Origin of the sequence: Flavobacterium sp. SM2513, from assembly GCF_050908145.1 — a bacterium.
GTDB lineage: Bacteria > Bacteroidota > Bacteroidia > Flavobacteriales > Flavobacteriaceae > Flavobacterium.
Genome location: NZ_CP194228.1, coordinates 2,611,434 through 2,625,103, shown reverse-complemented (window position 1 = coordinate 2,625,103; position 13,670 = coordinate 2,611,434). Strand labels below are relative to the sequence as shown.

General features: G+C 36.7%; 13 protein-coding genes. 10 read left to right on the top strand and 3 right to left on the bottom strand.

All coding sequences use genetic code 11. The features are described from left to right. The first annotated feature begins 55 nt into the window (after positions 1–55). The 6 genes from ACQ5J2_RS11060 (at position 56) to ACQ5J2_RS11035 (ending at position 7,527) form a co-directional block, all read left to right on the top strand. Entirely contained in the window at positions 56–232 is a 177-nt protein-coding gene (locus tag ACQ5J2_RS11060) for a histone H1 (protein WP_432670475.1), read from the top strand. Between the two features lie 904 nt (positions 233–1,136). Then, positions 1,137–1,583 (top strand): MarR family winged helix-turn-helix transcriptional regulator, encoded by a 447-nt coding sequence (locus ACQ5J2_RS11055; RefSeq protein ID WP_432670474.1) that lies wholly within the window; start codon positions 1,137–1,139, stop codon positions 1,581–1,583. Between the two features lie 25 nt (positions 1,584–1,608). Beyond that, positions 1,609–3,999, top strand: a complete 2,391-nt coding sequence (locus ACQ5J2_RS11050) for a 3-hydroxyacyl-CoA dehydrogenase NAD-binding domain-containing protein (protein WP_432670472.1) — start codon at positions 1,609–1,611, stop codon at positions 3,997–3,999. Between the two features lie 28 nt (positions 4,000–4,027). Then, positions 4,028–4,384, top strand: a complete 357-nt coding sequence (locus ACQ5J2_RS11045) for a four helix bundle protein (protein ID WP_432670471.1) — start codon at positions 4,028–4,030, stop codon at positions 4,382–4,384. Between the two features lie 54 nt (positions 4,385–4,438). Further along, complete coding sequence (locus ACQ5J2_RS11040; protein ID WP_432670470.1) at positions 4,439–5,620, top strand: acetyl-CoA C-acyltransferase; 1,182 nt, start codon at positions 4,439–4,441, stop codon at positions 5,618–5,620. 101 nt (positions 5,621–5,721) lie between these two features. Then, complete coding sequence (locus ACQ5J2_RS11035) at positions 5,722–7,527, top strand: acyl-CoA dehydrogenase family protein (RefSeq protein ID WP_432670469.1); 1,806 nt, start codon at positions 5,722–5,724, stop codon at positions 7,525–7,527. Between the two features lie 125 nt (positions 7,528–7,652). On the opposite strand, the gene ACQ5J2_RS11030 is transcribed toward ACQ5J2_RS11035, so the two are convergent. From ACQ5J2_RS11030 to ACQ5J2_RS11020, 3 genes are all read right to left on the bottom strand, one after another. After that, a complete protein-coding gene (locus ACQ5J2_RS11030) occupies positions 7,653–7,823 on the bottom strand; it encodes a lmo0937 family membrane protein (RefSeq protein WP_432670468.1) in 171 nt (56 codons plus the stop codon). A gap of 220 nt (positions 7,824–8,043) precedes the next feature. Next, positions 8,044–8,202 carry a lmo0937 family membrane protein gene (locus ACQ5J2_RS11025; RefSeq protein WP_432670467.1) on the bottom strand — a complete coding sequence of 53 codons (159 nt, stop codon included), beginning with the start codon at positions 8,200–8,202 and terminating at the stop codon, positions 8,044–8,046. A gap of 98 nt (positions 8,203–8,300) precedes the next feature. After that, positions 8,301–9,212, bottom strand: a complete 912-nt coding sequence (locus ACQ5J2_RS11020) for a YihY/virulence factor BrkB family protein (RefSeq protein WP_432670466.1) — start codon at positions 9,210–9,212, stop codon at positions 8,301–8,303. 207 nt (positions 9,213–9,419) lie between these two features. Between ACQ5J2_RS11020 and aroB the strand changes: the two genes are divergently transcribed. The 4 genes from aroB to ACQ5J2_RS11000 all read left to right on the top strand — a co-directional run bounded on the left by aroB (position 9,420) and on the right by ACQ5J2_RS11000 (position 13,665). Beyond that, the gene (gene aroB / locus ACQ5J2_RS11015) at positions 9,420–10,487 is read left to right on the top strand and encodes a 3-dehydroquinate synthase (protein WP_432670465.1); all 1,068 of its coding nucleotides are present in this window, start codon (positions 9,420–9,422) and stop codon (positions 10,485–10,487) included. Between the two features lie 296 nt (positions 10,488–10,783). Beyond that, positions 10,784–12,187 (top strand): arginine decarboxylase, encoded by a 1,404-nt coding sequence (locus tag ACQ5J2_RS11010; protein WP_432670463.1) that lies wholly within the window; start codon positions 10,784–10,786, stop codon positions 12,185–12,187. Positions 12,188–12,279: 92 nt separating this feature from the next. Next, complete coding sequence (locus ACQ5J2_RS11005; protein WP_432670462.1) at positions 12,280–13,251, top strand: deoxyhypusine synthase family protein; 972 nt, start codon at positions 12,280–12,282, stop codon at positions 13,249–13,251. Between the two features lie 9 nt (positions 13,252–13,260). Further along, a complete protein-coding gene (locus ACQ5J2_RS11000) occupies positions 13,261–13,665 on the top strand; it encodes a DNA primase (RefSeq protein WP_432670461.1) in 405 nt (134 codons plus the stop codon). Positions 13,666–13,670 lie beyond the last annotated feature (5 nt).

Here is a 13,670-nt window from a genome sequence, read left to right as displayed (position 1 = left end):
TCGGAGTTTCTCTTCAAAATTTCTATTTTAGCACACTAATTAAAACTTTAATCCCATGAATGACTTAATCGAAAAAATCAATGCAGAAATTGAAACATTTAAAACAGAATCTACTTCCTTAATTGAAAAAGGAATTAAAGCCGCTGGACCTAGAGCGCGTAAATCTACTTTGGAGTTGGAGAAACTACTAAAGGAGTTTAGAAAGGTTTCTGTAGAAGCTGCTAAAAAATAATTTTAAGTAGTACAAGCAAGCCCTTTGGTAATTCCAAAGGGCTTATCTTTTATAACGCAACGATTTTCTACATTCGCAAGTGCTACGTTGAACCATGTACGCATAATCTTTGATGATTGCTGCAAGGGCTTCTAACTCATTTTTTGATAGAGATTTGCAAGTAAAATCTGTTACCTCCATTTCGCTTCGAAGACATTCTATAATTAGCGGTACGTACTATTGCCCTTTTGTGCGGAATTGCTAGGTGTTCCTTAACACGCTTAATATTTCGATGCCAGTGCTTAATGACTCCATAAATAAAAGAACACAACTAGGCAAGCACGCTCCTCATCCAGCCAAAAAACCACAACCATCAGCGGATACATCCCAACCGAAAAATTTTCTAAATAGCAACTGTATAGCAAAGCCCTACTTCAAGTATAGATGAAGTATGGATAGTGTATGAAACACCTATTCCGCAAAAAAGAAAAAACATAGAAAATTTTTCTAAACATTTCAATTTAGACCGAAAAAAGAAAAATTGGAAAGGGTAAAAAAGCGCGATTTAAGAAGTAAAATCAGTCAAAGATAATAAATGTACATCAAAACGCAAAACGCAAACTAGTTGTTCCCGACAAATGTAACACCAATGGCTAAACAAAATGACTTAAATTAAAGCGGCCTTTTTGGGATAGTGTCTTTCATTTATATATCCACCCCTCAATCTTCTAATCCCATACCCGTTCATCTTTTAACCCCATAACCTATTAACCTTATAACTCCCTACACTTACAACCCTTTAACCATCTTCCCAACCTTCTAAAGTTTACAGCATACACCTTACAATTCTGCCCCAAATGTTAAATTCACTCACTTACTATGCATGCATACTATTTTTCACTATATTTGATTTCCAATTAAAAATATGAAGGATAAAACAATCGATTACGTACTTCGGGCAACATGGCAAGCCGTATCCAGAATGTACAACGAAGAAGCCGCCAAGTATGGAGCCACCATGGCAACCGGATTTGTCTTGTTGAGCATCGACAAAGAAAAAGGAACCCCATCAACAGCCTTAGGACCAAAAATGGGAATGGAAGCCACCAGCTTGACGCGAACACTCAAATCAATGGAAGAACGCGGACTCATCATCCGAAAGAAAAACCCAGACGACGGACGTGGCGTACTAATTTACCTCACCGACTTTGGCAAAGAAAAGAGAGAATTGTCCAAGAACACCGTACTGAAGTTCAACGAAACCATCAAGAATACGATTTCAGAAGAAAAGTTAAAGCACTTTATGGAAGTATCAGAAACCATCAACGATTTAATTGCCGACAAAAGCATCTTCACAGAAAACAATAAATAAACACACTCAAATAAAAAGTAATATAATGAAACGACTGATAAAAAAAGTGGCCGTCATTGGTTCAGGAATAATGGGTTCAGGTATCGCCTGCCACTTTGCCAACATTGGCGTGGAGGTGCTACTCTTGGACATCGCTCCCAGAGAATTAACCGATGCCGAACAGAAAAAGGGATTGACATTAGAAAACAAAGCCGTAAGAAACCGATTGGTCAACGACCATTTGGCTTTCGCCCTGAAATCAAAACCCTCTCCTATTTACCATCCGAGTTTTGCACAACGCATTACCACCGGAAACACCACAGACGATTTGGCTTTAATCGCCAATGCCGATTGGATTATAGAAGTAGTTGTAGAACGGCTTGACATCAAACAACAAGTATTTGAACAAATAGAAAAGTACCGCAAACCGGGCACTTTAATCACATCGAATACGTCGGGAATTCCAATTCACTTTATGAGCGAAGGACGTAGCGAAGACTTCCAGAAACACTTCTGCGGAACCCACTTTTTCAATCCAGCTCGTTATTTAAAACTATTTGAAATCATCCCAGGGCCACAAACTTCAACAGAAGTACTGGATTTCCTAAACGAATACGGCGAAAAGTTCCTTGGTAAAACTTCGGTTATAGCCAAAGATACCCCCGCTTTTATTGGAAACAGAATCGGAATCTTCGGAATCATGAGCATGTTTCACAATGTAAAAGAGATGGGTTTTACCGTGGAAGAAATTGACAAGTTAACCGGTCCCGTAATTGGCCGTCCTAAATCAGCAACGTTCAGAACTGTGGATGTGGTTGGTTTAGATACTTTGGTGCATGTAGCCAATGGTTTACACCAAGGCGTACCAAAAGACGAAGCACACGATTTGTTTGCTCTTCCAAATTTCATCACCATGATGATGGATAAAAAATGGTTAGGAAGTAAGACGGGTCAAGGTTTCTATAAAAAAGAAGGCAAGGACATCTTGTCACTTGATTTAGACACTTTAGAATACCGACCTCAAAAGAAAGCCTCTTTTGCTACTTTAGAATTGACCAAAACCATCGACAAACCCATCAATCGCTTCAAGGTTTTAATTAATGGAACTGACAAAGCGGGTGAGTTTTACCGCAAGGATTTCGGAGGAATGTTTGCTTATGTAGCCAACAGAATTCCAGAAATTACCGATGATCTATACAAAATTGACGATGCCATGAAAGCCGGTTTCGGTTGGGAAAATGGTCCGTTTGAAATATGGGATGCCGTAGGAGTCGAGAAGGGAATTGAACTTATCAAAGCCTTAGGTCAAGAACCCGCTCCATGGGTTAATGAAATGTTGGCTTCCGGTAATAAATCCTTTTATTCTGTCAAAGAAGGAGCGAGTTATTATTATGATATCGCTTCCAAATCACAAAAGAAAATCCCAGGTCAAGATGCATTTATCATTCTCAACAACATCCGCGAAAGCAAAAAAGTATGGAGCAACAGCGGAGTAGTTATTGAAGATTTAGGAGACGGTATCTTAAACCTAGAATTCCAGTCGAAAATGAACACCATTGGTGGCGACGTATTGCAGGGAATCAACAAAGCAATTGACCTCGCTGAGAAAGAATTTGGCGGATTAGTAATTGGAAACCAAGCTCCTAATTTTTCTGTGGGTGCCAATATCGGAATGATATTCATGATGGCTGTCGAACAAGAATACGACGAGTTAAACATGGCAATCAAGATGTTTCAAGACACCATGATGAGAGTACGTTACTCCGGAATTCCAGTAGTCGTAGCCCCACACGGAATGACATTAGGTGGTGGTTGCGAAATGAGCATGCATGCCGATAAAGTAGTCGCCGCTGCAGAAACGTACATCGGATTAGTAGAATTTGGCGTAGGTGTAATTCCTGGTGGTGGTGGTTCTAAAGAAATGGCGTTAAGAGCTTCTGATTTGTTCCGCAAAAATGATGTAGAATTAAATGTTTTGCAAGAATATTTTTTAACCGTTGCTATGGCAAAAGTATCCACTTCGGCTTACGAAGCCTTTGATTTAGGTGTGTTGCAACACGGTAAAGATATCGTAGTCGTGAATAAAGACCGACAATTGGCAGAAGCCAAACAACAAGCCTTGTTCATGGCAAATGCAGGTTACACCCAACCCGTAAAACGGAAAGATGTAAAAGTCCTTGGAAAACAAGCCCTCGGAATGTTCCTTGTAGGAACCGACCAAATGCAAGCCGGAAGCTACATCTCCGAACACGATCAGAAAATCGCCAATAAATTAGCGTACGTTATGGCAGGTGGTGATTTATCCGAAGCAACTTTAGTAACCGAACAATATTTATTGGATCTAGAAAGGGAAGCGTTCTTGTCTTTATGTACAGAGCGTAAAACTTTAGAGAGAATTCAGCACATGTTAACGAAGGGAAAACCTCTTAGAAATTAGAAAAACGGTAGAATGTAAATTGTAGGAAATGAATTATTTTAAGGAACTAAAGGTTTGGCAAAAAGCAATCGAACTTGTAACTAAAACCTATTTACATACGCAACATTTTCCAAAAGAAGAAATTTATGGTTTAACCGCTCAAATAAGACGTTGTGCAGTTTCTATTCCTTCTAATATTGCGGAAGGGTGTGGAAGAAAAACCAATAAAGACTTTAGTAACTTTCTTGGTATTGCTTTAGGTTCTTCCTTTGAGTTTGAAACACAACTTATTATTTGTAAAAATTTAGGTTTTATTCAAATAGAAGATTTTACTTTTTTAGAACTTGAAATACAGCACATTCAAAATATGATTATCAAGTTACAAAGTACAGTCGATAGCAAATAACTATCGCGTCAATATACAATTTACAGTATACAATATACTAATCAAAACAAAATTATGAAAACAGCATACATAGTAAAAGCTTATCGAACAGCCGTAGGAAAAGCACCAAAAGGAGTTTTTAGATTTAAACGCCCTGACGAATTAGCGGCCGAAACCATTCAATACATTATGAATGAAGTGCCCCAATTAGACAAAAAACGCATCGACGACGTAATGGTTGGAAACGCCATGCCGGAAGCCGAACAAGGCTTAAACATGGGGCGATTGATTTCCTTAATGGGATTGAAAATCGAAGATGTTCCGGGAGTTACCGTAAATCGGTATTGTGCATCGGGAATTGAAACTATTGCTATGGCTACAGCCAAAATACAGTCGGGAATGTCGGATTGTATTATTGCAGGTGGTGCTGAGAGTATGAGTTTTATTCCAATGGGTGGTTACAAACCCGTTCCTGATTATGCAGTCGCAAAAGAAGGAAACGAGGACTATTATTGGGGAATGGGTTTAACGGCCGAAGCAGTAGCCAAGAAATACAAAGTTTCCCGTGAAGACCAAGATTTATTCTCGTTCAACTCGCACCAAAAAGCATTAAAAGCACAAGCGGAAGGCAAATTCGACAAGCAAATTGTTCCGATTACGGTTGAACAAACGTACGTGGATGAAAAAGGTAAAAAAGCGACCAAATCCTATATCGTAAACAAAGACGAAGGTCCACGAGCGGATACTTCCTTAGAAGTTTTGGCAAAATTACGTCCTGTATTCGCAGCCGATGGAAGTGTAACCGCGGGTTCTTCTTCTCAAATGAGTGATGGAGCGGCTTTTGTTTTAATCATGTCGGAAGATATGGTAAAAGAATTAAACTTGGAACCTATCGCACGAATGGTGAGTTACGGTGTTTCTGGCGTTGAACCCCGTATTATGGGAATCGCACCTATAAAAGCAATTCCAAAAGCAATCGAAAAGGCAGGACTGAAATTAAACGACATTGAATTAATCGAATTAAACGAAGCTTTTGCCTCTCAGTCATTAGCGGTTATTCGAGAATTAGGTTTAAATCCAGATATTGTAAACGTAAACGGTGGAGCAATCGCAATGGGTCACCCACTAGGTTGTACAGGTGCCAAATTATCCGTGCAACTCTTCGACGAAATGAAACGACGCGGTAATAAATACGGAATCGTAACCATGTGTGTGGGAACCGGTCAAGGTGCTGCGGGAGTGTACGAGGTACTGTAATTAAAAGAAGCAACACAGATTGAATTAATTATTAAAATCTTTGAAATTTCTCTAATTTCTCTCATCTGTGTTCCAAAACATAAAAATTTAAACGTAAAAAAATGGCTGATATACAAGAAAAAAATGTGACACGAGGTGGTCAGTTTTTAGTAAAAGAAACAAAATGCGAAGATGTCTTTACACCAGAAGACTTCTCAGAAGAGCAATTAATGATGAAGTCAATGGTGCAGGAATTTGTAGACAAAGAAATTTGGCCCAACAAAGACCGTTTTGAAAATAAAGACTACGCTTTTACAGAACAATGCATGAAAAAAGCAGGTGAACTCGGTTTGCTTGGTGTTGCCGTTCCGGAAGCTTACGGCGGATTAGGGATGGGATTTGTTTCCACAATGTTGGTTTGCGACTACATTTCAGGTGCGACTGGTTCTTTTTCAACAGCATTTGGAGCTCATACCGGAATTGGAACAATGCCAATCACACTTTACGGAACCGAAGAACAAAAGCAAAAGTACGTTCCTAAATTAGCCTCAGGCGAATGGTTTGGAGCGTATTGCTTGACAGAACCTGGAGCAGGATCAGATGCGAATTCTGGAAAAACAAAAGCAGTTTTATCAGAAGATGGAAAACATTATTTTATTACAGGACAGAAAATGTGGATTTCAAATGCAGGTTTTTGTAGTGTATTCATAGTTTTTGCAAGAATTGGCGATGATAAAAACATCACGGGTTTCATCGTAGAAAATGATTCAGCTAATGGTATTTCGATGAATGAAGAAGAACACAAATTAGGAATTAGAGCTTCTTCTACCCGTCAAGTTTTCTTTACAGATACCAAAGTTCCTGTTGAAAATATGCTTTCTGAAAGAGGAAATGGTTTTAAAATTGCCATGAACTCACTGAATGTAGGACGAATTAAATTAGGTGCTGCTTGTCTAGACGCTCAAAGAAGAGTAACAACAGAAGGAGTGAAATATGCCAATGAACGCGTACAATTCAACACGCCAATTGCTCAATTTGGAGCGATTCGTGCCAAACTTGCCGAAATGGCAACCTCTTGTTATGCCGGAGAAAGTGCTTCCTACCGTGCGGCAAAAGCAGTTGAAGATCGAATTGCCGCTCGTCATGCGGAAGGGGCTTCACATCAAGAAGCCGAATTAAAAGGAGTGGAAGAATTTGCCATCGAATGTTCTATTTTAAAAGTAGCCATTTCTGAAGATATTCAAAATTGTGCCGATGAAGGAATTCAGATTTTCGGTGGAATGGGCTTTTCAGAAGACACACCGATGGAAAGTGCTTGGAGAGATGCCCGAATTGCTCGAATTTATGAAGGTACAAACGAAATCAACCGAATGCTTTCTGTAGGAATGTTGGTAAAAAAAGCCATGAAAGGCCACGTTGATTTACTTGGTCCCGCAACAAAAGTAGCCGAAGAATTGATGGGTATTCCTGATTTTGACATGCCGGATTATTCTGAATTATTTGCCGAAGAAAAAGCAATGGTAGCTAAATTAAAGAAAGTATTCTTAATGGTTGCAGGTGCGGCAGTTCAAAAATACGGTCCAGATTTAGACAACCACCAACAATTATTAATGGCGGCTGCTGATATTCTAATTGAAATTTACATGGCAGAATCTACGATTTTGAGAACAGAAAAGTTAGCAAAATCAAAAGGTCAAGAAAATGTAAAAGAACAAATAGCCATGGCGCAATTGTATTTATATGAAGCAGTGGATATCATTAACACAAAAGGAAAAGAAGGTATTGCTTCGTTTTCCGAAGGTGATGAACAACGCATGATGTTAATGGGTTTACGTCGTTTTACAAAGTATACCAACTTGCCAAACGTAGTTGCTTTACGCGAAACCATCGCTGCTAAAATTGTGGCAGAAAATGAATATTGTTTTTAGTTAAATAGTTTTTAGTTTGTTTGAAAAAGCCGTTGAGTTCTCAACGGCTTTTTTAGTCTAAAAATTTAGGCACAAAAAAACCGCCGAATGATCAGCGGTTTGCATTTTCATAGCAATACTGTATTTTACATCGGCCTTCTACCCGATATCAATCTTAGTAACACAATAATGATTGCAATTACCAATAAGATGTGAATTAAGCCTCCTGTAGCTATTCCAGTCCCTAAAATTCCAAAGAATCCTAAAGCCCAAATAATTACTAAAATAACTGCGATTGTGTAAAGTAAATTTCCCATAAGGTTTGTTTTTTATTGGTTAAATAATGATAATTTGTTCCTGTTTTTTATTAACACTAAATTACAAGATTTGATTCAAAGCAACTTACAATATATTAACTTTATGTTACACAATTAAAATCAACGCATTCAAATGTCTGTAAAAAAAAACGACCCTCAGATTAAGTATCTTAAGGGTCGCTTTCACCAAAAACAATTTAAAACAAAATCTTTAACTATTTTACAAAGGTTTTTTACCTTGAATCACTCTTAATATTACAGCGATAATTGCGATTACAAGTAGAATGTGGATGATTCCACTAGTAACAAATCCTCCTAAAAATCCGATTGCCCAAATGATAATCAGAATAACTGCGATTGTGTACAATAAATTTCCCATAGCTTATTTTTTTTTATTGGTTTAATTATAATTCAAATTTCAGATTTTTTGAGCTTATTTCATTTATAGAATATATCATAAATGTTATAAAATTATATTTATTCAATTTCATAAATCTCTTTTTGTATTTCCACAGCATAAGCACTTGGTATAATTTTACGTCCGTAACGCTGCGAATACACTTTGGTAAATTCCGCTCCAAAATAGAGAATGATAGCCGAATAGTAAACCCATACTAGAATAATAACAACGGAACCTGCCGCTCCATAAATACTTGCCACAGTAGAGTTTCCTAAGTAAAATCCAATGGCAAACTTACCCAACATAAAAAAGAAGGAAGTAAATGCCGCTCCTATAAAGGTGTCTTTCCATGTCATCGTTCCATCTGGTAAGGTTTTGAAAATTATTGAGAACAATAAAGTGGTGCTTGCAAATAAGATAATGACATTTAAAATGTAAAAAATATAAACCGTTAAATCAGGAAAGTAAATTACTAAGCGTTCATTGAGCACATCCATTACAGTATTTACGGTTAAACTTACTAGAAGCAAAAAGCCTACAGACGCAATCATCGAGAACGATAACAACCGGTTTCTGATAAACATTACTAAACCTTTATTTGGCTTAGCCTTCAATCCCCAAATATAATTGATGGAGCTTTGAATCTCAGCAAAGACCCCAGAAGCTCCAATAAGTAGCATAATTCCTCCAAAAATTGCAGCAAACATATTGCTATCTGAAAGTTCAATGTTTTTAATGGTATCTTGAATCTGAATAGCAGCATCATTTCCAACTAATCCATTTATTTGCCCAAAAAACTGTCCTCTCACCGCATCTTTCCCAAAAAACAATCCGGTCACAGACAAAATAATAATGGATAAGGGAGGTAAAGAAAAAATGGTATAATAGGAAAGTGATGCACTTAGCTTGATTGCGTTATCTTCCATAAAAGAATCAAAAGTATCTTTGAGAAGACCCCAAGAGTTTTTGAAAATTTGTCTCTTTTTCATATAAATTGTTTTGCAAACAAAGTTAATAGTCAAATAAGAAATGTCCTTATACTTTCTCCGATTATAGTTACAATATTATACCAAGCTGTACTTTAATTTGCGTGTAAATTTGATACGACACATCATCGCGAAATCGCATCATAATTGACAGAACTAAAGCTTAATCAATAAAAAAATTCTATTTTTGCAGGTTCAAAACAAAATGGTATGACCCTTATTTCCGCTACTGATTATTCGATTGTTTTTAATGAAGAAGCCTATTCTGAACTGAATGTGCTTCTTGAGAAAAAGAATTATTCCATGATTTTTATATTGGTAGACGAAAACAGTAATCAAAATTGCTTGCCTACTTTTCTTCCGAACTTGGCTACCGAAATTCCTTTTGAAATTATCGAATTGGAATCGGGTGAAATCAATAAAAACATTCAAACTTGTACTGAAGTTTGGAGTGTCCTGACTGAACTTGGAGCTGATCGAAAAAGTGTACTCTTGAATCTGGGTGGCGGTGTAATTACTGACTTGGGCGGTTTTGTAGCTTCAACATTTAAAAGAGGAATTGATTTTATCAATATTCCAACAACGCTTTTAGGAATGGTTGATGCCTCTGTTGGAGGGAAAAACGGAGTTGATTTAGGTACTTTAAAAAATCAAGTGGGAACCATTACTAATCCTGAAATGGTGGTTATTGACACCCGTTTTTTAGAAACGCTTCCGCAAAATCAAATGCGTTCTGGGCTTGCTGAAATGTTTAAACACGGACTAATTTTCGATAAAACGTATTGGAACCGACTGCAAGATTTGAGTCAACTCGATACGACGCATTTGGACGTTTTAATTCACGAAGCCATTGCTATAAAGAATACGATTGTACAGCAAGACCCTACTGAAAATGGCATTCGGAAAGCACTTAATTTTGGACATACACTTGGCCACGCCATAGAAAGTTACTTTCTGGAAAGTGAAGATAAAACTACTCTTTTGCATGGCGAGGCAATTGCTGTAGGGATGGTTTTAGAAAGTTATATTTCGCTAGAAAATAAATTGATTACTTCTGAAGAATATTTTCAAATCAAAAAAGCGTTACTTTCTATCTTTGGGACCATCGAAATTCACGAAAACGACCTCACTCCTATTTGTGATTTATTGATTCACGATAAAAAGAACGAGTATGGTAAGGTTCAATTTGCACTTTTGGACGGAATTGGTGCAATAAAAATCAATCAAGAAGTTAGTTCTGATAGTATTAGGAATGCATTTGCAGATTATAAATCTTAATGATTTTTTTGCACGAAAGTCTTGTATTAGGAATTAATATTTTTTTACATTTGTGCCAATGAATAAATCCAAAAATACATCGTCAAAACACTTTTATAAAAAGAGGTTAAATAAAGCTATGCACCAGTTGTGGCATCGTGTGACGGTATTGGAAACGTTTTGGAGTATCTCAATTGGCAGATATGAATTGATATTTAATGAGAAATTACCCATTATTTATGCAAATTTTAGGGTTTGAATTACGGTAAACTTCAACTTTTACTTTAATTTTAATTTTTCTAATCTTTTTACAGCTCATGAACACTAGATATTTCGACTTAATCAACCAAACGTATTACTTTCCTCAAACAGAATTTAACTTAAATAAGGACAACCACCTGCAGTTTCACAACATCGACTTAATGAAGTTGGTAGAGCAGTACGGAACGCCTTTAAAGTTTACTTATTTACCACAGATTTCTAATAATATCAATCGTGCTAAGAATTGGTTTAGAAAATCGATGGAGAAAAATAAGTATGACGCAAAATATTTTTATTGCTATTGCACGAAGAGTTCACACTTTGAATATATTATGAATGAAGCGTTTAAGAACAACATTCATATTGAAACTTCCTCTGCATTTGACGTAAATATTGTTGAAAAATTACTAGAAACGGGTAAAATTAACAAGAATACTCATGTACTTTGCAACGGTTTTAAACGCGACCAGTATATTGACAATATCGCTCGATTAATCAATAACGGACATAAAAACACTATTCCGATAATTGATAATTATGAAGAGTTGGATTTACTTCAGGGTCAAATTAAAGGAAAATTCAAAATTGGAATCCGAATTGCAGCCGAAGAAGAGCCTAAGTTTGAGTTTTATACCTCACGTTTAGGAATTGGATATAAGAACATCGTTTCGTTTTACAAAAAACAAATTCAAGAAAATGATAAGTTGGAGCTGAAAATGCTTCACTTCTTTATCAACACAGGAATTGCTGATACTTCCTATTACTGGAATGAATTGGTAAAATGTATCAAAGTTTTTGTTGCCTTGAAAAAGGAATGTCCAACATTAGATAGTTTGAATATTGGTGGCGGATTTCCTATCAAGAATTCATTGGCTTTTGAATACGATTACCAGTATATGATTGATGAAATTATCAATCAAATCAAGATAGCTTGTGATGAAGCGGAAGTAGATGTTCCTAATATTTATACTGAATTTGGTTCATTTACAGTTGGTGAAAGTGGTGGTGCGATTTACCAGGTTTTATATCAAAAACAGCAAAACGACCGTGAAAAGTGGAACATGATTGATTCTTCTTTCATCACAACTTTACCAGACACTTGGGCAATCAACAAACGATTTATCATGTTGGCTGTAAACCGCTGGAACGATACTTATGAACGTGTTCTTTTAGGAGGAATGACTTGTGATAGCGATGATTATTACAATTCTGAACAAAATATGAATGCGATTTATTTGCCAAAATACAATAAAGAAAAACCATTATACATTGGTTTTTTCAACACGGGAGCTTACCAAGAAACGATTGGTGGTTATGGCGGATTGCATCACTGTTTGATTCCACAGCCAAAACATATTTTGATTGACCGTGATGAAAATGGTATTGTGGCAACCGAAGTTTTTTCGGAACAACAAACATCGGAACAAGTATTAGAGATTTTAGGATACAATAGAAAATAGTTTTGAATTTTAAGTTTTGAATTTCGAAAAAAAACCTTTTTCTTTGAAAAATACTTAAGTGCAAGACCACAACAAATAAAACAAGAGAGAAAATGGGTAAAGGACCAATAAGTCAGTTTATTGAAAAGCATTATTTGCATTTCAATTCAGCGGCTTTAGTAGATGCTGCAAAAGGGTATGAACAACAATTAGCCAATGGAGCTAAAATGATGGTAACCCTTGCTGGAGCAATGAGTACAGCAGAAATCGGTAAGATATTTGCTGAAATGATTCGTCAAGACAAAGTACAAATTATTTCTTGTACTGGTGCTAATTTGGAAGAAGACATTATGAATTTAGTAGCTCATTCACACTATGAAAGAGTACCTAACTACCGTGATTTGACTCCAGAACAAGAGTGGGATTTATTAGAAAGAGGTTTAAATCGTGTTACTGATACTTGTATTCCAGAACATGAAGCCTTTCGTCGTTTGCAAAAGCACATTTACAAAATTTGGAAAGATGCGGATGATAAAGGCGAACGTTATTTACCGCATGAATTTATGTACAAAATGTTACTTTCTGGTGTTCTTGAAGAATACTACGAAATTGACTTGAAAGACAGTTGGATGTATGCTGCAGCAGAAAAAAACCTGCCAATCATTTGTCCAGGTTGGGAAGACAGTACGATGGGGAATATCTTCGCATCTTACGTTATCAAAGGAGATTTGAAAGCGACAACAATGAAATCAGGAATTGAATACATGACATTCTTAGCAGATTGGTATCCAAAAAACTCTGCAAACGGAGTTGGATTTTTCCAAATTGGTGGTGGAATCGCAGGAGATTTCCCAATATGTGTTGTTCCTATGTTGTACCAAGATATGGAAATGCCAGAAACACCTTTTTGGAGTTATTTCTGTCAAATTTCAGATTCAACAACTAGTTACGGTTCTTATTCTGGAGCAGTTCCAAACGAGAAAATCACATGGGGAAAATTAGATATTAAAACCCCTAAATTCATCATTGAATCGGATGCGACGATTGTAGCACCCTTAATTTTTGCTTATTTACTAGATTTATAATAGAATTGTATGAAGAGAGTTATTGTTGATTATGCCAAATTAACGAACGAAATCCTAAACCTTTTGGTAGACCGATTTCCTGATGGTTATGATGATTCACACATCATTCGCTTTAGAAATGCGAAGAACGAATTGATTGAAGCTGTTGAAGTGAGAACGGAAGACACCATTTACTTGGTTAAAGTCAGTACAAAATTAGCCACTAGCATGGAAAATTTTGACGAAGACGATGACATAGACGACGTTGTTGCACCATTAGAACCAATCAAAGGTATTGATATGGGTGACGACGAAATGAATGATGACGAAGAAGAAGAGGACGACATGGTTGACAAGCCTGAATTTGATGACGAAGACGACGAAGACCGTCGAGAACCTTCGACAGATGATGAGGAAGAAGACGATGAAGACTAAATAAT

What these genes read in the sequence shown, in the direction of transcription:
- ACQ5J2_RS11060 (WP_432670475.1), top strand. Translation starts at nt 56, where the DNA reads ATGAATGACTTAATCGAAAAAATCAATGCAGAAATTGAAACATTTAAA.
- ACQ5J2_RS11055 (WP_432670474.1), top strand. Translation starts at nt 1,137, where the DNA reads ATGAAGGATAAAACAATCGATTACGTACTTCGGGCAACATGGCAAGCC.
- ACQ5J2_RS11050 (WP_432670472.1), top strand. Translation starts at nt 1,609, where the DNA reads ATGAAACGACTGATAAAAAAAGTGGCCGTCATTGGTTCAGGAATAATG.
- ACQ5J2_RS11045 (WP_432670471.1), top strand. Translation starts at nt 4,028, where the DNA reads ATGAATTATTTTAAGGAACTAAAGGTTTGGCAAAAAGCAATCGAACTT.
- ACQ5J2_RS11040 (WP_432670470.1), top strand. Translation starts at nt 4,439, where the DNA reads ATGAAAACAGCATACATAGTAAAAGCTTATCGAACAGCCGTAGGAAAA.
- ACQ5J2_RS11035 (WP_432670469.1), top strand. Translation starts at nt 5,722, where the DNA reads ATGGCTGATATACAAGAAAAAAATGTGACACGAGGTGGTCAGTTTTTA.
- ACQ5J2_RS11030 (WP_432670468.1), bottom strand. Translation starts at nt 7,823, where the DNA reads ATGGGAAATTTACTTTACACAATCGCAGTTATTTTAGTAATTATTTGG.
- ACQ5J2_RS11025 (WP_432670467.1), bottom strand. Translation starts at nt 8,202, where the DNA reads ATGGGAAATTTATTGTACACAATCGCAGTTATTCTGATTATCATTTGG.
- ACQ5J2_RS11020 (WP_432670466.1), bottom strand. Translation starts at nt 9,212, where the DNA reads ATGAAAAAGAGACAAATTTTCAAAAACTCTTGGGGTCTTCTCAAAGAT.
- aroB (WP_432670465.1), top strand. Translation starts at nt 9,420, where the DNA reads ATGACCCTTATTTCCGCTACTGATTATTCGATTGTTTTTAATGAAGAA.
- ACQ5J2_RS11010 (WP_432670463.1), top strand. Translation starts at nt 10,784, where the DNA reads ATGAACACTAGATATTTCGACTTAATCAACCAAACGTATTACTTTCCT.
- ACQ5J2_RS11005 (WP_432670462.1), top strand. Translation starts at nt 12,280, where the DNA reads ATGGGTAAAGGACCAATAAGTCAGTTTATTGAAAAGCATTATTTGCAT.
- ACQ5J2_RS11000 (WP_432670461.1), top strand. Translation starts at nt 13,261, where the DNA reads ATGAAGAGAGTTATTGTTGATTATGCCAAATTAACGAACGAAATCCTA.